This window comes from Pseudomonas sp. AS2.8 (assembly GCF_014190935.1).
GTDB lineage: Bacteria > Pseudomonadota > Gammaproteobacteria > Pseudomonadales > Pseudomonadaceae > Chryseomonas.
In genome coordinates this window covers 423,034-439,436 of record NZ_JACHVV010000005.1, presented here as the reverse complement: position 1 = coordinate 439,436, position 16,403 = coordinate 423,034, and the positions used below count along the sequence as shown (strand labels likewise).

At 66.5% G+C, this 16,403-nt stretch carries 13 protein-coding genes and 1 tRNA gene; 8 read left to right on the top strand and 6 right to left on the bottom strand.

Features of this window, described 5'->3' with window-relative positions; all coding sequences use genetic code 11:
• Positions 1 to 563 precede the first annotated feature (563 nt).
• From mksF to mksB, 3 genes are read right to left on the bottom strand one after another with little or no spacing between them, the layout of a single operon-like run.
• The gene (gene mksF, locus FHR73_RS21035) at positions 564 to 3,365 is read right to left on the bottom strand and encodes an Mks condensin complex protein MksF (RefSeq protein WP_183633835.1); all 2,802 of its coding nucleotides are present in this window, start codon (positions 3,363 to 3,365) and stop codon (positions 564 to 566) included.
• Entirely contained in the window at positions 3,362 to 4,039 is a 678-nt protein-coding gene (mksE, locus tag FHR73_RS21030; RefSeq protein WP_183633834.1) for an Mks condensin complex protein MksE, read from the bottom strand. Before mksE ends, mksF begins: the two co-directional genes overlap by 4 nt.
• Positions 4,029 to 5,291 carry an Mks condensin complex protein MksB gene (gene mksB / locus FHR73_RS21025; protein WP_183633833.1) on the bottom strand — a complete coding sequence of 421 codons (1,263 nt, stop codon included), beginning with the start codon at positions 5,289 to 5,291 and terminating at the stop codon, positions 4,029 to 4,031. The genes mksE and mksB overlap by 11 nt, the downstream gene beginning before the upstream one ends.
• 161 nt (positions 5,292 to 5,452) lie before the next feature.
• Here mksB and FHR73_RS21020 point away from each other — a divergent pair, with 161 nt between their 5' ends.
• On the top strand, positions 5,453 to 6,283 hold the full coding sequence (locus FHR73_RS21020) for an energy transducer TonB (RefSeq protein WP_183633832.1): 831 nt from the start codon (positions 5,453 to 5,455) through the stop codon (positions 6,281 to 6,283).
• Positions 6,280 to 6,732 carry a ribosomal protein S18-alanine N-acetyltransferase gene (gene rimI / locus FHR73_RS21015; RefSeq protein WP_183633831.1) on the top strand — a complete coding sequence of 151 codons (453 nt, stop codon included), beginning with the start codon at positions 6,280 to 6,282 and terminating at the stop codon, positions 6,730 to 6,732. The genes FHR73_RS21020 and rimI overlap by 4 nt, the downstream gene beginning before the upstream one ends.
• Before the next feature lie 13 nt (positions 6,733 to 6,745).
• Here the strand turns inward: rimI and FHR73_RS21010 are convergent, their stop codons facing one another.
• Positions 6,746 to 7,279 (bottom strand): hypothetical protein, encoded by a 534-nt coding sequence (locus FHR73_RS21010; RefSeq protein ID WP_183633830.1) that lies wholly within the window; start codon positions 7,277 to 7,279, stop codon positions 6,746 to 6,748.
• Positions 7,280 to 7,406: 127 nt separating this feature from the next.
• On the opposite strand from FHR73_RS21010, the gene otsB reads away from it, so the two are divergent.
• Both otsB and otsA read left to right on the top strand, forming a co-directional pair.
• A complete protein-coding gene (gene otsB / locus FHR73_RS21005) occupies positions 7,407 to 8,165 on the top strand; it encodes a trehalose-phosphatase (RefSeq protein ID WP_183633829.1) in 759 nt (252 codons plus the stop codon).
• Position 8,166: 1 nt separating this feature from the next.
• Positions 8,167 to 9,618 carry an alpha,alpha-trehalose-phosphate synthase (UDP-forming) gene (gene otsA, locus FHR73_RS21000; protein ID WP_173150364.1) on the top strand — a complete coding sequence of 484 codons (1,452 nt, stop codon included), beginning with the start codon at positions 8,167 to 8,169 and terminating at the stop codon, positions 9,616 to 9,618.
• Between the two features lie 186 nt (positions 9,619 to 9,804).
• Here the strand turns inward: otsA and FHR73_RS20995 are convergent.
• A tRNA-Met gene (locus FHR73_RS20995) sits at positions 9,805 to 9,881 on the bottom strand.
• Between the two features lie 132 nt (positions 9,882 to 10,013).
• A complete protein-coding gene (locus tag FHR73_RS20990) occupies positions 10,014 to 10,928 on the bottom strand; it encodes a MurR/RpiR family transcriptional regulator (RefSeq protein ID WP_183633828.1) in 915 nt (304 codons plus the stop codon).
• 230 nt (positions 10,929 to 11,158) lie between these two features.
• On the opposite strand from FHR73_RS20990, the gene iolC reads away from it, so the two are divergent.
• From iolC to FHR73_RS20970, 4 genes are read left to right on the top strand one after another with little or no spacing between them, the layout of a single operon-like run.
• The gene (gene iolC, locus FHR73_RS20985) at positions 11,159 to 13,096 is read left to right on the top strand and encodes a bifunctional 5-dehydro-2-deoxygluconokinase/5-dehydro-2-deoxyphosphogluconate aldolase (protein WP_183633827.1); all 1,938 of its coding nucleotides are present in this window, start codon (positions 11,159 to 11,161) and stop codon (positions 13,094 to 13,096) included.
• Positions 13,097 to 13,121: 25 nt separating this feature from the next.
• The gene (iolE, locus tag FHR73_RS20980) at positions 13,122 to 14,021 is read left to right on the top strand and encodes a myo-inosose-2 dehydratase (protein WP_183633826.1); all 900 of its coding nucleotides are present in this window, start codon (positions 13,122 to 13,124) and stop codon (positions 14,019 to 14,021) included.
• A 10-nt stretch (positions 14,022 to 14,031) separates the two neighbouring features.
• The gene (iolB, locus tag FHR73_RS20975; protein ID WP_183633825.1) at positions 14,032 to 14,847 is read left to right on the top strand and encodes a 5-deoxy-glucuronate isomerase; all 816 of its coding nucleotides are present in this window, start codon (positions 14,032 to 14,034) and stop codon (positions 14,845 to 14,847) included.
• Between the two features lie 51 nt (positions 14,848 to 14,898).
• Positions 14,899 to 16,398 carry a CoA-acylating methylmalonate-semialdehyde dehydrogenase gene (locus FHR73_RS20970; RefSeq protein WP_183633824.1) on the top strand — a complete coding sequence of 500 codons (1,500 nt, stop codon included), beginning with the start codon at positions 14,899 to 14,901 and terminating at the stop codon, positions 16,396 to 16,398.
• Positions 16,399 to 16,403 lie beyond the last annotated feature (5 nt).

The following is a 16,403-nucleotide window of genomic DNA, read 5'->3' as shown; positions in this document are numbered from 1 at the left end:
CCCCATGTGAGAGTAGGTCATCGTCAAGCGCCTAACACCCAGCACCCCCGCTCAGTTCATTCTGGCGGGGGTGTTGTCTTTGGGGCGGGAAAAGTGTGGCCGGGCATCAGGGCGCTTGGGCGCTTGGAGCAGATAATCGGCTAGCGGGCGCCTGACGCTACGGAGCTGAGGTGGCCCTTACCCTAGCCCTCTCCCGGGGGGGGAGGGGGCCAGAAGCGGTGCGGCGGAGGGTTTGGCGCAGTGCCTGCCAGGCAGGTGCTGCCTGGAATCTGCAAGAGAACAAGAGCCTAAGAGCCACAACAGCCCGGCTGCGCCGGGCTGTTGTGTTTTGAGCGCAAGAGGCGTGATCGTCCGTGAGGACCAGGTCGTAGGTTGGCGCTGAGCGCAGCGAAGCCCAACGATGAGGTCCGCTGCAGGTATCGTGCGAACTGTGGAGGTACACTGGAGGGCCGGGGGTGGCTTGCGGATGTTGGGCTTCGCCAGGCTCCGCCCAGCCTACGACAGCGTTACGCGAGCAAGAAAAAGCCCGGCAGGTGCCGGGCTTTTTGCGTTCTAGAGAGGACTCAAGCGGGTTCGGGCAGGGCCAGGTCGCGTTTGGCGATGTACTTCCAGTCGGCCTCGTCGATGTAGATACCGCCGGGCCCGCTGCCGCCTTCGAGGTCGATGGCGACCTGGGCGCTGACCTGGGGTTTGACGCTGGCCAGGATGGGCACGAAGCCCAGTTGCTGGCTGGTTTCGATCAGCGCCTGCTGGTTGCGTTCGTCGATGTCGGCGGCTTCGTCTAGGTAGTAGGGCAGACGGATCTTGGCGGCCTGCTCCCGGTCCATCAGGTGCAGCAACAGGTACATGTTGGTGAGCGCCTTGATGGTCATGGTGGTGCCGTTGGAGGCGGCGCCGTCGATGTCGGTGTGCAGGATCGGCTGGCCACCCTGCTTGGTGATCTCGAAGGCCAGCTCGAAGAGGTCCTTGAGGCCGAGCTGGTTGCCGTTGGCGGCCACCAGGCGTGCCAGGTACTCCTTGGCGTCTTCGTTCCTCTGGTCCTGGCTGCTGTCCTGGGTGAGATCGAAGACCGACAGGGTTTCGCCTTCCTCGTACTGACCGGCGCTGTGGATGATCTGGTCGATGTGCTTGAGCGCTTCCTTGTTCGGCGCCAGGACGATGCGGAAGCTCTCCAGGTTGGAGACCTGCTTGCGATTGATCTCGCGGTTGAACAGCTGCAGCTGGTGTTCGAGGTTGTCGTAGTCGCTGCGGATGTTTCTTAGCGTCCGGGCGATGTCGGTGACGGCGGCGCGGCGGGCCTTGGCCAGGGTCAGGGCTTCGTCCTGGCGATGAGCGTAGGCATTCACCAGCAGTTGCAGACGGCGCTCGGGATCCTCCTCGTTGTCGAACTTGGCGACGCCCTTGAGGCGGACCTGGGCGTAGAGGGCTTCGATCTGGGTGTCGGCACGCTGCAGGGCCTGCCAGGTGTCCTGGTAGTCGTTGAGCAGCGGCAGCAGGTTTTCCAGGGAATCGTCCACCGCCTCCATGAAGGGCGTGCCCTGCGGCAGGTCGGTGGGCAGCAGCTGCCGGCGGCGCAGGGCATCGGCCAGGGTGCGGTCCTTGGCTTCCAGATCGGCCAGTTGGCGGCCGATCAGCTGCAGCTTGGCGGAGAGTTGCTGGACGCGCTCGGTGAAGGCATCGCCAGCGCGTCTCAGTTCGTCTTGGGCGGCTTCCAGCTGGGCCAGCTGTTCGAGCTTTTCGTTTTCCTCGGCACCGAGGGTCTGGCAGCGACGGAAGTCTTCCAGGGCCTTCTGGGCATCCAGCACCTGCTGGTAGAGCACCTCGGCCTGGGCCTTGCTGGCCTGGCGGTCGACGCTGACGCCCTGCTGGGCCTTGAGTTGCTTGAGCTCGCGCTCCAGACGGTCCTTCTGATCACGCAATGCGGCGCGATCGGCCAGCGCCTGCAGGGTAGGTGGCTCGATGCCCGAAAGGTCGAGGGACAGGCCGGGCAGTTCGAGGCGATCACCCTGGAAACGCGCCAGGATGCCTTCGAAGGTCTTTACCCAACTGCCGTCTTCCGCCAGCTCGACGCCCTTGGGGCCGAGCGGCAGGCTGAACAGCTGGCCGTTGAACAGGCGCATCAGGCGGTCGACGTCGGCCTGGCTGAATTCTTCGCGCAGACGGGCATAGCTATTGTTGTCGGCGTGGTCGAGTTGCTGGCGAATCCCCTTGAGGCGCTGTTCCAGTTCGCGGACGCGCTGGTCGAGGTCTTCGCTGCTGAACTGACTGGCCTGGGACAGGGCGCCGGCCAGTTCGTCGTGGGCGTCCTTGGCGGCCAGCAGCTGGGCTTCGAGGGGGGCGGTGGAGTCCACCAGGGCGAAGCGGTGCTTGAGCTGGACCAGCTCGGCGAGCCAGCGCTGCAGGCTGCTGATCTCGCGCTCGCGGCGCATCAGTTCGCTGGTGCCGTCGCGCTGGCTCTGCTGCAGACCGTCCTGTTCCTGGCGGTAGTGCTCGGTCTGGGCCAGAAGTTCGTCGCGGCGGTCGAGGGCATAGTGCTGCCAGGTGCCGAGCAGACTGTCGAGCAGGGGCGAGAGGCGATGCAGCTTGCCCCTCAGGCGATCGCGCTGTTCGACGCCATTGGCCAGGGCTTCCACCAGCGGGCCGGCGGCGACCAGCGACTGGTAGTCCTGCTCCATGCGGCGGACGTCGCGGAAGGCTTCCTCGCAGGCGGCGATGTAGTCGACGCTGCCGGATCTCAGGCTGTGCTCGAAGGCATCGAGAAACAGCTGCTTGAGCTTGGCCGCGGTGATCTCGCGCATGTGCAGCAGGTTGATGAACAGGGCGCGGAAGGTCTTGAGACTCTGTTCGCTGGTGGATCGCAGCGGAATCAGCGTCAGGTCCAGCGGGATGCTGGTATGGCCGCCGACCAGCAGGCGGCGCAATTCATCGGGCTTGACCTCATAGGCCTTGAGGCCGGCGCGCTCCAGGCTGGCGAACAGCTCGCGCTGGCGTAGGCAGGCGCCGTCGCGCTGGTAGTGGGCCAGGTCCAGTTCGCCGGCATAGGCGAAGAACTGGTGACCGAAGCCGCCCCCCGGGCCGCGACCGGCTACGCCGATGACGTGGGGGCCGTGGGCCAGGCGCAGCTCGATGAGGATGTAGCTGGTGTCGGTGGCGAAGTAGAACTTGCGCGACTGCTCGTTGCTGTACTTGCCGAAGCTCATGTCGGAGAGCCGCGCCAGGATGGGGAATTGCAGGGCGTTGATCGAGGCGCTCTTGCCCAGGTTGTTGGCGCCGTAGACCGACAGCGGCTGCTCCAGCGGAAAGAGGCCGAGGCTGTAGCCGGCGGTGTTGAGCAGGGCGAAGCGGCTGATGCCGTAGCGGATCATAGGTCGAACTCCCGTTCTGCGGCGATGGCGCGGGCCAGGGCGGCCTCTTCGTCATCCTCGTCGGCGCCTTCCTGCTCGCTGCCGTCTTCGTCGCTGGCGAGGGTCGGCGCCGGCAGCGGCAGATCGCTGGCATGCAGGCCGGCGGCCAGGTCGCGATCCTGTTGTACGGTCAGGCAGACATCGAGGAAGCGGTGCATGGGCGGCAGGAAGCGGTAGGTGCCGTTGCTGTCCAGGGCGAAGCCGAGCTGGGTCAGGCGGCGCAGGATCTTTTCCTCCAGCTCCTCCTGGGTGGTGACCTCGGCCTGCAGGAAGAGATCGCGGTACTTGTCCAGCAGCGCCGGCAACTCGTGCCGGCCCAGGGTGCCGCCATCGAGCACGGCCAGCGGATCGCGACCCTGGTCGGCAAGGTGCTCGACCAGGATGAAGGTGAACAGCGCCAGGCGCTGGGCGGTCTTGTTGACCTGGGCGCCCATCTGCTCGGGCACGAAGTAGTAGAAGCCGCGCGGATCGCAGACCAGCTCGAAGCCGAGGGCGCGGAACAGCGCGCGGTACTGGTCCTGCTGCTGGCTGAGCTGGGCGTAGCTCTCGGGCTCGCTGCGGGACAGGTGATAGCCCTTGAACAGCTCGCGGAAGATGGGCGCGAGCTGGGTCATTTCGGTGAGATCAAGTTGCATGGGCGTCGCTCGCGAGAGATCGGGCGGTCAGGGCGTAGGAGCACAGGCTGACGCGGTGTTCGAGGGTGTCGTAGTGGCGGCGGTCCAGGCGCTGGCGCTGGAAGCGCGCATCGCGGGACAGGCGCGAGAACCAGTAGAGCAGCTCGTCGGTGTCGCCGGCCGGCTCCTGCTCCAGCAGCCAGGCCATGAGGTCGGGCAGCGGCAGGGCGTCCTGACAGAGGTCGAGCATCTCGCGGGCGGTGCGGGGCGCCGCCGGGCGCTCGCTGTCGCGCGGCCGACTGGCCTGGCTGGGGAAGCGCGCCGGCTTGGGTTCGAAGCGGGCCAGGGCGTAGACATAGCTTTCCACCTGGGCGGTGGTGCCGAGAAAGACACTCTGCGGCCGGCTGAACAGGGGCAGGGCGGCCTGGGGCACGGCGTCGAGGCCCTTGCGGCGGATGGTGGCCAGGGCCAGGGCGGCGCCCCGGGTCACGGCATTGTGCCGGCGTGCTTCCTCGCGCAGCGGCAGCAGCAATTCGCGGGCGCGTCTGAGCGCCAGCTGGGCGGCGTTGTGCATTTCCAGGATGCGCGCCTGGGTACGCAGCAGCAGGTCGTCGTCGACCAGGTGGCCGAGGCGCTGCTGTTCGCCCAGCAGGTGCAGGAGGACCTGCTCGACGCGGTACACCCCGCGCTCGAAGGCGCCGTCGGCGGCCACCAGCTGGATCATCGGCTCGACGTATTCGTCCCAGGTGGCCAGCACCTCGGCATAGCGCTGGCGCAGGGGGATCTGGCGATCGCTGGTCTTGGCGCGCTCGGCGACGCCCTCCAGGGCATGGCCATCGTTGGCCAGCTTCTTGAGGACATCGCGCACGCGCATGTCGAGCAGGCGCAACTGGCGGACGAGGTCAGGGCCGTCGCGGTTGTCGAAGGCTTCGCGGATGTGGCCGGCGAGGCGTTCCAGGTGGCGCAGGTAGGCTTCGATCTCCAGGCACAGGCCCAGGCGGTGTTCGCGCCTGAGATAGCCGAGGAAGTCGTGGATCTGGCCATTGAGCTCGAAGCGATTGGGGCTCTTGGCCACCGGTACCAGGATGTCCAGGCGGATCCAGGTGTCGAGCAGGGCGGTGAGGTCGGCCGGCGTGCGCTCGGGCAGCTGCTCGGCCAGGCGGGCACGCAACTCGGCCAGGCCCAGGGTGCCGCTGTCGAAGTGGGCGCACAGGGGGTCGATGAGGTGCCAGTGTTCGGCGAGGGTACGCAGGACGCGTTTGGGGTCGATCATGGCGGGGACCGCACCAGACAAAAGCGCCATTGTACTCCAGACGCCAGAGCCTTCGATGTGACCGCGGTGGGACCGATGGGCAGGGCGGCCTTTCGATCCGCGACGATCCGCGCGACAATGCCGCCCCGAATTATCCCGCCGCGTGTCCGAAGGATCCGCCCATGTCCGACCCCGCCCCTTCCACCAGCCCCTCGCTTACCGCCGAGGCGCGTCGTCGCGCCTATCTGCAGGCGTTGCAGCTGGATGTCTGGGTGCCGCGCACGGTGTTGCCCTTCGCCGCGCCTTCGCGACCGGAAGCCCTGTGGGTCGAGGAGCCGGAAGAAGCGCCCGTCGTGGCTCGGGTGGTCCGCCCGGAGCCGGTGGCCAAGGCCGCGCCGGCCGCTGCCGTAGCCGAGGCGCCACCGGCGAATCGGCCACGTATCGAGATCCCGCGACCCGCGGCGCTGAAGCCGGCTGCGCCCCCTGTGGCCGAGCCGGAACCGGAGCGGGCGCCGCCGCCACCACGGGAGCCGGCGCCGCGCTTCGCCCTGCAACTGCTCCAGGCTGGGCGTTGCCTGCTGCTGCTGGAGTTGCCCACCGGCGACACCCTGGGTTCGCGCGATCCCGCCTATCTGCTGCTGCGGGATCTGCTGCGCGCTGCCGGCCTGCCGGACACGCCGCGGATCGTCAGTGACGAGCCCATTCGCTGGCCACTGCTCAACAGCGGTCAACTCGACCAGGGGCCGGCGGCGGCCGGTGAATTCGTGCAGAGCTTCGTCTCGGGGCACCAGGAACGCCTGGGCGAGGGTCTGGGACTCTGGCTAATCGGTGTGGCCGCGCGCCGCTGCAGCGGCGTCGAGGATGCGCAGCTCACGGGTGAGGAGCGGGACACCGCCCTGGGACCGGCCTGGCTGGTGCCGGGACTGGATATCTTGATGGAAGAGCCGGCCGCCAAGGCCGCGCTCTGGCAAGCCATGCGCCCGTTGCGGCGCCGCTGGATGGAACAGCAATGAACGATGCGGTGAGCTTTCGGCGGATGACCGAAGCCGATTTGAACACGGTATTGAAGATCGAATATCAGGCCTTCAGCCATCCCTGGACCCGCGGCATCTTCACCGATGCGCTCAGGTCCTACGACTGCTGGGTGATGACGGCTGGCGAGCAGCAGGTGGGACACGGGGTGATCAACGTCATTCTCGACGAGGCCCATCTGCTCAATATCACCATCAAGCCGGAAAGCCAGGGGCGGGGACTCGGCCTGCGGCTGCTGGAACACCTGCTGCAGGAAGCGCGCAAGGCCAAGGCCAACGAGTGCTTTCTGGAGGTGCGTGCCAGCAATCAGTCGGCCTACCGGCTGTATGAACGCTATGGCTTCAACGAGATCGGCCGCCGGCGGGACTATTATCCCGCGGTCAGCGGCCGAGAAGATGCACTGGTGATGGCCTGTACGCTGCTCGACTAGGCCGTCAGCGGTTTCAGTGATCGGCGCGTTTTTCGTCCAGATCCAGGCTGGTGTCACCGGCGAGGTCTTCGTCGTTCGCATCCAGATCGGCGTAGCGAGCGTCTCGCTGGGCCTCGGCTTCGTTGGGTTCGTCGGCTTCGCCGTCCCAGGCCTCGCCATCCAGCGGATGGCTGCGACCGAGTTCGGCTTCGTCCTGACCGGAGCCACCGCCGATGTCGCTGTCCTCGACGACGCTCAATTCCTTATCGTTCGGCCAGGCATCGCCGTAGTCGGTTGGCGAGCGGGCGCCCGTCTCGTCCAGCAGGGTCTCGGGGCTGGCGTCGTCCATCGTCGGCTGATGATCCAGGGTTTCGCCACCGGTCATGCCGGCCTGGCGCACGCGCTCTTCGGGAAATTGACCTTCGTAGTCGCGCTCGTCCATTTCGTCGCCGATGCGACCACCGCGCTCGTCCTTGCGATCGCTGAAGTCGAGTTCGCGCATGTCGCCCATGCGGTCCTGGATGTCGTCGATCTCTTCGGGGGTCTTGGTGATGTCGGGCTTGTTCATGGTGGTCTCCAAAGGCAGGGCTGCTAGAGCATCTCCCTGAATCCGACTGCGCGCCGGCAAGGGGAATTCCTCGGCACCGCCGGAAGATGTGAACGAACCATACGATGACCCGGCAGTCGTACCTTGCATGATCGACCTCGACAGCCTTACCTCATCGGGCCAGCCGCTGGCCTTCTTCTTCGATCTGGATGGCACCCTGGCAGAACTGCAGCCACGTCCGGAACAGGTTTTCATTCCCGCCGAAACCCTCGCGGCGCTCGACCAGCTGGCGCGACACCATGGCGTCGCCGTGGTCTCCGGGCGGCCGCTGGCGGAGATCGACGGATTCACCAGGCCGCTGCAACTGCCGGCGGCTGGCGTCCATGGCGCCGAATGGCGCGATCCCCGGGGCGAGATCCATCGGGTGACCCTGGACGCCGCGGTGCTGGCGCAGGTCGGCGCCCGCCTGGAAGCGGCTCTGGCGGAACATCCGGACCTGCTGCTGGAGCGCAAGAGCGTGGCCTTCGCCTTGCACTATCGCCAGGCGCCGGACAAGGAGGCCCTGGTACGCGAACTGGCCGAAGGCATCGCGGCCGACCATCCCGAATTCAAGTTGCAGCCGGGCAAGTGCGTCTTCGAACTCAAGCCCGCTGCGGCGAGCAAGGGCGAGGCCATCGCCCGTTTTCTCGAACTGGAACCCTTTGCCGGCTGCCTGCCGGTGTTTCTCGGTGACGATCGTACCGATGAAGAGGGGTTCACTGTCGTCAATGCGCGAGGCGGTCTGACCGTCAAGGTAGGAGAGGGGGAGACGGTCGCCAAGACCCGCCTGCCTTCGGTGGAAGCGGTAGCCCTCTGGCTGCAGCAGCTGAGCCGTGACCTCGCGCCACATTATAAGCAAGGAGATTAGGATGAGCCGTTTAGTGGTGGTATCGAATCGGGTGGCCCCGATCGAGGAAGGCAAGGCGACCGCGGGTGGTCTGGCAGTGGGTGTCCTGGATGCCCTGCGCAAGTCGGGTGGCATCTGGTTCGGCTGGAATGGCGAGACGGTCAAGGAAAACGGGCCGGCCAAGACCCAGACCAAGGACAACATCGACTACGTGACCTTCGGCCTGACCAAGCGCGACTACGACCACTACTACCGAGGCTTTTCCAATGCCACCCTCTGGCCGATCTTCCACTACCGGATCGATCTTGCGCGTTACAACCGTGAAGAGTACGACGGCTATCGGCGCGTCAACATGGCCATGGCCGAACGCCTGAAGCCACTGCTCAAGCCCGATGACATCATCTGGGTGCACGACTACCACCTGATCCCGTTCGCCGAAGCCTGCCGCATGCTGGGCATTCGCAACCGCATCGGCTTCTTCCTGCACATCCCCTTCCCGGCGCCGGAGATCCTCACCGCCATCCCGCCGCACAACGAATTGCTCAAGACCCTGTGCTTCTACGACCTGATTGGCTTCCAGACCGACACCGACCAGTTGGCCTTCCAGGACTACATCACCCGCGAGGTGCGCGGCGTGCTGGAGAAGGACGGCAGCCTGACCGCCTACGGGCATAACTTCCGCGTGGGCGTCTATCCCATCGGCGTGATGCCGGACGTCATCCAGAAGCAGGCCGAATCCTATCGCACGCGGCGCCAGTTCATCTCGCGCAGCATCGAGGGCGTGCCCTACAAGACCATCGTCAGCGTCGACCGCCTCGACTATTCCAAGGGGCTGGTGGAGCGCTTCCAGGCCTTCGAGAAACTGCTGGAGCATTTCCCCGAGCATCACCGGGCGGTGCAGTTCGTGCAGATCGCGCCTTCGTCGCGGGCGGACGTGGTCTCCTACCAGAACATCCGCCGTCAGCTGGAGAGCCATGCCGGCCATATCAACGGCCATTTCTCCGAGCTGGACTGGACACCGATCCGCTACCTGAACAAGAGCTACGACCGGCGCACGGTGATGGGGCTGTTCCGCTCCTCCGACGTTGGCCTGGTGACGCCGCTGCGCGATGGCATGAACCTGGTGGCCAAGGAATACGTGGCGGCCCAGGACCCGGAAAATCCGGGCGTGCTGGTGCTGTCGCGCTTCGCCGGTGCGGCGCGCGAACTCAATTCGGCGCTGATCGTGAATCCCTATGACCATGTCGGCATGGCCGAGGCGCTGGACCGGGCGCTGCGCATGCCGCTGGAAGAGCGCAAGTCGCGCTACGAAGACATGATGCGGGTGATCCGCCAGGCCGACCTGGCCTCCTGGCGCGACAACTTCCTGCGCGACCTGCGTGCCTTCAGCTCCAAGTCGCTGGTGCAGTCCATCGACACCCAGGACGCGGCGGCTGAAGAAGAGGTGGAGAGCAAGCAGAAGGTCGCGCTGTAAGCTTCTCGCGCGGTGATGGAGCCCGGCCTAGGCCGGGCTTTTTCATGGGCGAGGTTGAGGTTTGGCGTGAAGGGCCCCACACCCTGACCCTCTCCCGGGAGAGAGGGGACGAAGAGCGGTGCTATCGGCTGGACTTTTTCGTGGGCAATAAAAAAGGGTCAGCTTACGCTGACCCTTGGAAATAGGTGGTGGCTACGCAGGGACTTGAACCCCGGACCCCAGCATTATGAATGCTATGCTCTAACCAGCTGAGCTACGTAGCCATCCGAGGCGCGCATTATTGGCAAGGCGCCGGTGGCTGTCAAGCCTTCTGCTCAAGAAATTTCTGTTTGTCGATCAAGCGTTTGCGCAGCCCTGCCGGGGCTCGTCCGGCTGCTGTGTCCGGCCGCTGCCGGCTAGTCGTCCTCGTCCAGCGGCAGCTGGATCTCGTCCATCTTCAGCTCCAGGCGATAGCCCAGGGCCAGGAACAGCGCCTGGCACAGGCAGAGGGTGGCGCTCAGCGACCGGAAGGCGAAGGCACTGCCTTCGTTGACCAGCAGCAGGGCATCGGCGCGCTTGGCCAGCGGCGAAAGATTGCTGTCGGTGATGATCAGCGTCTTGGCCTTGTGGTGCTGGGCGATGCGCACGCACTGCTGACTTTCCTTGCCGTAGGGGCTGAAGCTGATGGCGATCAGCAGGTCGCCCTGGGCGATGCTGCGCATCTGCTCGCGATAGCCGCCGCCCAGGCCGGTGATGAGGTGGATGCGCTTGTTGGTGTGCTGCAGGTTGTAGACCAGGTAGTCGGCCACGGCGAAGGAGCGGCGCACCCCCACCACATAGATGTTCTCGGCGTTCACCAGCAGGTCGACGGCCTTGTCGAAGGCGACGTCGTCCAGTTCCTCGGCCAGTCGATCCAGGCCCGAGCGGGTGGCGTTGATGCATTCGCGGGCCAGATCGCCGCTGCTGGCGCGCTGGCTCTTGTTGGCGATCATGCTGCGGATGCGCTGCTGGTAGTTCTGCACCGGCGTGGTCTTGTGGGTGTAGGCCTCGCGAAACAGCGCCTGCATCTCGCTGAAGCCCTTGAAGCCGAAGCGCTGGGAGAAGCGCACGATGGCCGAGGGATGCACCTCGCACTGTCCGGCGATGTCGCTGATGCGATCGACCATGACCCTGTCGCTCTGCTGGCTGACATAGGCGGCCACCCGTTTCAGCTGGCGTGGCAGGGCCTCGTAGTCGCGGGCGATGCAGGCCAGCAACTGCTCGACGTTGCCGGGCGGATCGGCGAGCGGCGCGCTGCTGAGGGGGTCGTCGGCCGGGGAGTCGGAGGACATGGGCTATCTCGCGGTAGGGAGTCTTGTGCCGGCAACTTAACCCATTCGCCGGGCGGCGTCGAAGTGGGGCGGCAGGCGCAGTGTACGCCAGTTATGGAAATTAAATTCCATAAAATCTCATGTGGAAAATTTGTTGATTTGTCCGCGGCGTCGTTCTAGCCTGAGCTCACTCACACGTTCGGCCCCTCGGGTCCGCGCGGTTGGCCGATAACAATAAGCAGGAGCCACCCATGGGTGATCATTTCTTCGCCAGCGGGCGCCAGTTGGACGTCATCTGCCTGGGGCGACTGGGCGTCGACCTCTATGCGCAGCAGATCGGGGCGCCGCTGGAAGACGTCAGCAGCTTCGCCAAGTATCTGGGGGGATCCTCCGCCAACATCGCCTTCGGCACCGCGCGCCTGGGGCTGAAGTCGGCGATGCTGACCCGGGTCGGCGACGACCACATGGGCCGCTTCCTGACTCGGACGCTCGCGCAGGAAGGCTGCGACACCCGCGGCATCCAGGTGGATCGCGAGCGCCTCACTGCCCTGGTGTTGCTGGGCATCAAGGACCGCGAGACCTTTCCCCTGGTGTTCTATCGCGAGAATTGCGCCGACATGGCGCTGGGCGCGGACGACATCGACGAGGCCTTCATCGCCAGCGCCAAGGCGCTGTTGATCACCGGTACCCACTTCTCCACCGAGGGGGTGTTCCAGGCCAGCAGCCGGGCGCTGGACTATGCCGAGCGCAATGGCGTGAAGCGGGTGCTGGACATCGATTACCGCCCGGTGCTCTGGGGGCTGACCGGCAAGGCCGATGGCGAGACCCGCTTCATCGCCAGCGCCGAGGTCAGCGCCCATGTGCAGCGCATCCTGCCGCGCTTCGACCTGGTGGTGGGCACCGAGGAGGAATTCCAGATCGCCGGGGGTAGCGAAGACCTGCTCACCGCCCTGCGCCGGGTGCGCGAGGTGACCGCGGCGACGCTGGTGGTCAAGCTCGGCGCCCAGGGCTGCACGGTGATCCACGGCGCCATTCCGGCGCGTCTCGAGGAAGGCGAGATCCATCGCGGCATCCGCGTCGAGGTACTCAATGTGCTGGGCGCGGGCGATGCCTTCATGTCCGGCTTCCTGCGCGGCTGGCTGACCGGTGGCGACGATGCCGAATGCTGCCGGCTGGCCAATGCCTGCGGCGGGCTGGTGGTGTCGCGCCACGGCTGCGCCCCGGCCATGCCGACCCTGGCCGAGCTGGACTACCTCAACAACAGTCCGGTGCCCATTACCCGGCCGGACCTCGATCCCGTGCTCACTCGGCTGCACCGGGTCAGCGTCCGCCGCCGCACCTGGCAGCCGCTGTTCATCTTCGCCTTCGATCATCGCTACCAGCTGGTGGAAAGTGCCCAACAGGTGGGCGCCGACCCGGCGCGGATTCCGGCGCTCAAGCAGCTGTTCGTGCAGGCCATCGCCGAGGTCGAGCAGGCGCTGGCGGGTCAGGGCGTGGCGGCGGATGTCGGGCTGCTGGCCGACGAGCGCTTCGGCCAGGACGCCCTGAATGCCGCCAGCGGCCGTGGCTGGTGGATCGCCCGGCCGGTGGAGTTGCAGAATTCGCGGCCGCTGGCCTTCGAGCACGGCCGCTCGGTGGGCAGCACCCTGCTGAGCTGGCCGAGCGAGCAGATCATCAAGTGCCTGGTGCAATTCCACCCCGATGACGAGCCGCTGCTGCGGCTGGAGCAGGAAGCCCAGCTCAAGGGGCTGTACCAGGCGGCCCAGGCCAGTGGCCATGAGCTCCTGCTGGAGGTCATCCCACCCAAGAACCATGCCTCCAGCCGGCCGGACGTGCTCTATCGCGCCATCAAGCGGCTGTACAACCTGGGCATCTATCCCGAGTGGTGGAAGATCGAGGCGCAACCGGCCGCCGTCTGGCGGCAACTCGACCAGTTGATCGCCGAACGCGATCCCCATTGCCAGGGCGTGGTGCTGCTGGGCCTCAACGCCCCGGCCGAGGAGCTGGCCGAAGGCTTTCGGCAGGCCAGTGCCAGCCAGCGCTGCCAGGGCTTCGCCGTGGGCCGGACCATCTTCGCCCAGCCGAGTCGGGCCTGGCTGGCCGGCGAGATCGACGACCGCACGCTGGTCGCGCAGATCCGCAGCAACTTCGAATTCCTGATCCAGGCCTGGCGCGACGCCCGCGCCTGATCGCCTCCTGACGAGCAAGGCTGACATGACCGCACAACAACAACTCAAGATCGGCATCAATCCCATCTCCTGGGCCAACGACGACCTGCCGGCCCTGGGCGGCGACACCCCGCTGGAAACCATCCTGCGCGAGGGCAAGGAAATCGGCTTCCAGGGCTTTGAGCTGGGTGGCAAGTTCCCCAGCGAACCCAGGGCGCTGGGCGAGGTGCTCGGCGAGCACGACCTGGAACTGGTGTCCGGCTGGTATTCCAGCGGCCTGGCGCACCGTGAGGTCGAGGCCGAGATCGAGGCGATCCGGCCGCATTGCCGGCTGCTGGCCGAGAACGGCGCCAGGGTGCTGGTCTATGGCGAGGTGGCCGGTTCCATCCAGGGGCAGCGCCGGCCCCTGATCGAACGGCCGCGCTTCCACAGCGACGCCGCCTGGCAGGCCTATGCCGAGAAGCTCGATCGCCTGGCCGCCTTCACCCTCAGCCAGGGCCTGCGCCTGGCCTATCACCACCACATGGGCGCCTACGTCGAGTCGCCCGAAGACATCGCCCGCTTGATGGCGCTGACCTCCCCGGACGTTGGCCTGCTGTTCGATGCCGGCCATTGCTACATGGGCGGTGGCGATCCGCTGAGCGTGCTGCGGCAACATCTCGACCGGGTCTGCCACGTGCACTTCAAGGACGTGCGCAAGGCCGTGGTGCAGCTGGCGCGCAACAACCAGTGGAGCTTTCCGGACTGCATCCTCAACGGCACCTTCACCGTGCCGGGCGACGGCGACATCGATTTCTCGGCGCTGCTCAAGGTGCTGGTGGCCGCCGGCTACTCAGGCTGGCTGGTGGTGGAAGCCGAACAGGACCCGGCGGTGGCGCCGGCCTACGAATACGCCAAGAAGGGCTACGACCATCTGCGCCAACTGGTGGCGCAGGCCACTGCCTGAGGAGACTGCGATGAATCTGCTCGTCAAAGCCGACCGGAGCGCCCGCGACATCGTCAGCGTCCCGGCCGGTGCCCTGGACTACGTCGGCTTCGCCGCCCATCGCCTGCAACCGGGCGAGTCCCTGCCGGTGCTGGCGGGTGATCTGGAGGTCTGCATCGTGCTGCTCAGCGGCGGCGCCAATATCGAAGGCGGGCATCCGCAGCTGGGCGACTTCGCCTGGCGCGGGCTGGTTGGTCGCCAGAGCGTCTTCGAAGACGTCTCGCCCTATGCCGCCTACCTGCCGCCCGGCAGCGAAGCGCGGGTGACCGCCGACAGCATCGCCGAAATCGCCGTCTGCAGCTCGCCCGGCAATCCAGTGGTGGCAGACCGGCTGCCGCCGCGGCTGATCGAGCCGGCGAGCATGCAGAGATCCACTCGCGGCAAGGGCGCCAACACCCGCTATGTCTGCGACATCCTGCCGGACACCGCGGCCGCCCATTCGCTGCTGGTGGTGGAGGTGCGCACCCCGTCCGGGCATTCCTCCAGCTATCCGCCCCATCGCCATGACCGCGACAACCTGCCGGCGGAGAGTCTGCTGGAGGAGTCCTACTACCACCGCATCGATCCGGGGCAGGGCTTCGTCTTCCAGCGCGTCTACACCGACGAGCGTGACCTGGACCAGGCCATGGCGGTGGAGGACCACGACGTGGTGCTGGTGCCGCGCGGCTATCACCCGGTCAGCGTGCCCTATGGCTACGAGTCCTATTACCTCAACGTGATGGCCGGCCCCCGGCGCGTCTGGAAATTCCACAACGATCCGCAGCACGAGTGGCTGCTGACCCGCTAATCCCTTTCGCACGCGCCGCAGCGGCGACCCCAGGACACCAGGAGCCAGGACATGAGCGACACCCCCGTCATCGGGCACTACATTAACGGCGCGGTCTCGACCCAGGCCGAGCGCTTCAGCGACGTCTTCAACCCCGCCGAGGGGGTGGTTCAGGCGCGGGTCGCCCAGGCTACGGTGCAGACCGTGGAGCAGGCTGTCGCCGCGGCCAAGGCGGCCTTTCCCGACTGGGCCGAGCAATCGGCGCTGCGCCGGGCGCGCATCCTGTTCCGCTTCAAGGAGCTGCTCGACCAGCACCACAGGGAACTGGCGGCGCTGATCACCCGCGAGCACGGCAAGGTCTTGTCCGACGCCATGGGCGAGGTGACCCGCGGCATCGAGGTGGTGGAATTCGCCTGCGGCGCGCCGCACCTGGCCAAGACCAGCTACAGCGACAACATCGGCGGCGGCATCGACAACTGGAATCTGCGCCAGCCGCTGGGTGTCTGCGCCGGCATCACCCCCTTCAACTTCCCGGTGATGGTGCCGCTGTGGATGATTCCCATGGCGCTGGCGACCGGCAACACCTTCATCCTCAAGCCCTCCGAGCGCGATCCGTCCGCCAGCCTGCTGCTGGCCGAGTTGCTCAAGCAGGCCGGGCTGCCCGATGGCGTGTTCAACGTGGTCCAGGGTGACAAGGTGGCGGTGGACGCGCTCCTGCAGCATCCGGACGTGGAGGCCATCTCCTTTGTCGGCTCCACCCCCATCGCCGAATACATCCACCAGGAAGGTACCCGCCGCGGCAAGCGCGTCCAGGCCCTGGGCGGCGCCAAGAACCACATGATCGTGATGCCCGACGCCGACCTGGACCAGGCCGCCGACGCCCTGATCGGCGCCGGTTTCGGTTCGGCCGGCGAGCGCTGCATGGCCATTTCCATCGCCGTGGCGGTGGGCGAGGTAGGCGATGCCCTGATCGAGAAACTGCTGCCGCGCATCGACGCCCTGCGGGTGCGCAACGGCGTGGAAGCCGATGCCGACATGGGCCCGCTGGTGACCGGCCAGCACAAGGCCAAGGTCGAGGGCTACATCACCCGGGGGGTGGAGGAGGGCGCCAGGCTGCTGGTGGATGGCCGCAACTTCAAGGTGCCCGGCGCCGAGAACGGCTTCTTCGTTGGCGCCACCCTGTTCGACGGCGTGACCCCGGACATGACCATCTACAAAGAGGAAATCTTCGGCCCGGTGCTGGGCATCGTGCGGGCGCCGGACTTCGCCAGTGCGGTGGCGCTGATCAACGCCCACGAATTCGGCAACGGCGTCTCCTGCTTCACCAGCGATGGCGGCATCGCCCGCGCCTTCGCCCGCACCATCAAGGTGGGCATGGTCGGCATCAACGTGCCCATCCCGGTGCCCATGGCCTGGCATTCCTTCGGCGGCTGGAAGAGATCGCTGTTCGGCGATCACCACGCCTATGGCGAGGAAGGGCTGCGCTTCTACACCCGCTACAAGAGCGTGATGCAGCGCTGGCCCGACAGCATCGCCAAGGGCGCCGAATTCAGCATGCCCACCGCCAAGTGACCGGG

What these genes read in the sequence shown, in the direction of transcription:
- rimI (WP_183633831.1), top strand. Translation starts at nt 6,280, where the DNA reads ATGAACGATGCGGTGAGCTTTCGGCGGATGACCGAAGCCGATTTGAAC.
- iolE (WP_183633826.1), top strand. Translation starts at nt 13,122, where the DNA reads ATGACCGCACAACAACAACTCAAGATCGGCATCAATCCCATCTCCTGG.
- iolC (WP_183633827.1), top strand. Translation starts at nt 11,159, where the DNA reads ATGGGTGATCATTTCTTCGCCAGCGGGCGCCAGTTGGACGTCATCTGC.
- otsA (WP_173150364.1), top strand. Translation starts at nt 8,167, where the DNA reads ATGAGCCGTTTAGTGGTGGTATCGAATCGGGTGGCCCCGATCGAGGAA.
- mksF (WP_183633835.1), bottom strand. Translation starts at nt 3,365, where the DNA reads ATGATCCGCTACGGCATCAGCCGCTTCGCCCTGCTCAACACCGCCGGC.
- mksE (WP_183633834.1), bottom strand. Translation starts at nt 4,039, where the DNA reads ATGCAACTTGATCTCACCGAAATGACCCAGCTCGCGCCCATCTTCCGC.
- FHR73_RS20970 (WP_183633824.1), top strand. Translation starts at nt 14,899, where the DNA reads ATGAGCGACACCCCCGTCATCGGGCACTACATTAACGGCGCGGTCTCG.
- FHR73_RS20990 (WP_183633828.1), bottom strand. Translation starts at nt 10,928, where the DNA reads ATGTCCTCCGACTCCCCGGCCGACGACCCCCTCAGCAGCGCGCCGCTC.
- otsB (WP_183633829.1), top strand. Translation starts at nt 7,407, where the DNA reads ATGATCGACCTCGACAGCCTTACCTCATCGGGCCAGCCGCTGGCCTTC.
- FHR73_RS21010 (WP_183633830.1), bottom strand. Translation starts at nt 7,279, where the DNA reads ATGAACAAGCCCGACATCACCAAGACCCCCGAAGAGATCGACGACATC.
- FHR73_RS21020 (WP_183633832.1), top strand. Translation starts at nt 5,453, where the DNA reads ATGTCCGACCCCGCCCCTTCCACCAGCCCCTCGCTTACCGCCGAGGCG.
- iolB (WP_183633825.1), top strand. Translation starts at nt 14,032, where the DNA reads ATGAATCTGCTCGTCAAAGCCGACCGGAGCGCCCGCGACATCGTCAGC.
- mksB (WP_183633833.1), bottom strand. Translation starts at nt 5,291, where the DNA reads ATGATCGACCCCAAACGCGTCCTGCGTACCCTCGCCGAACACTGGCAC.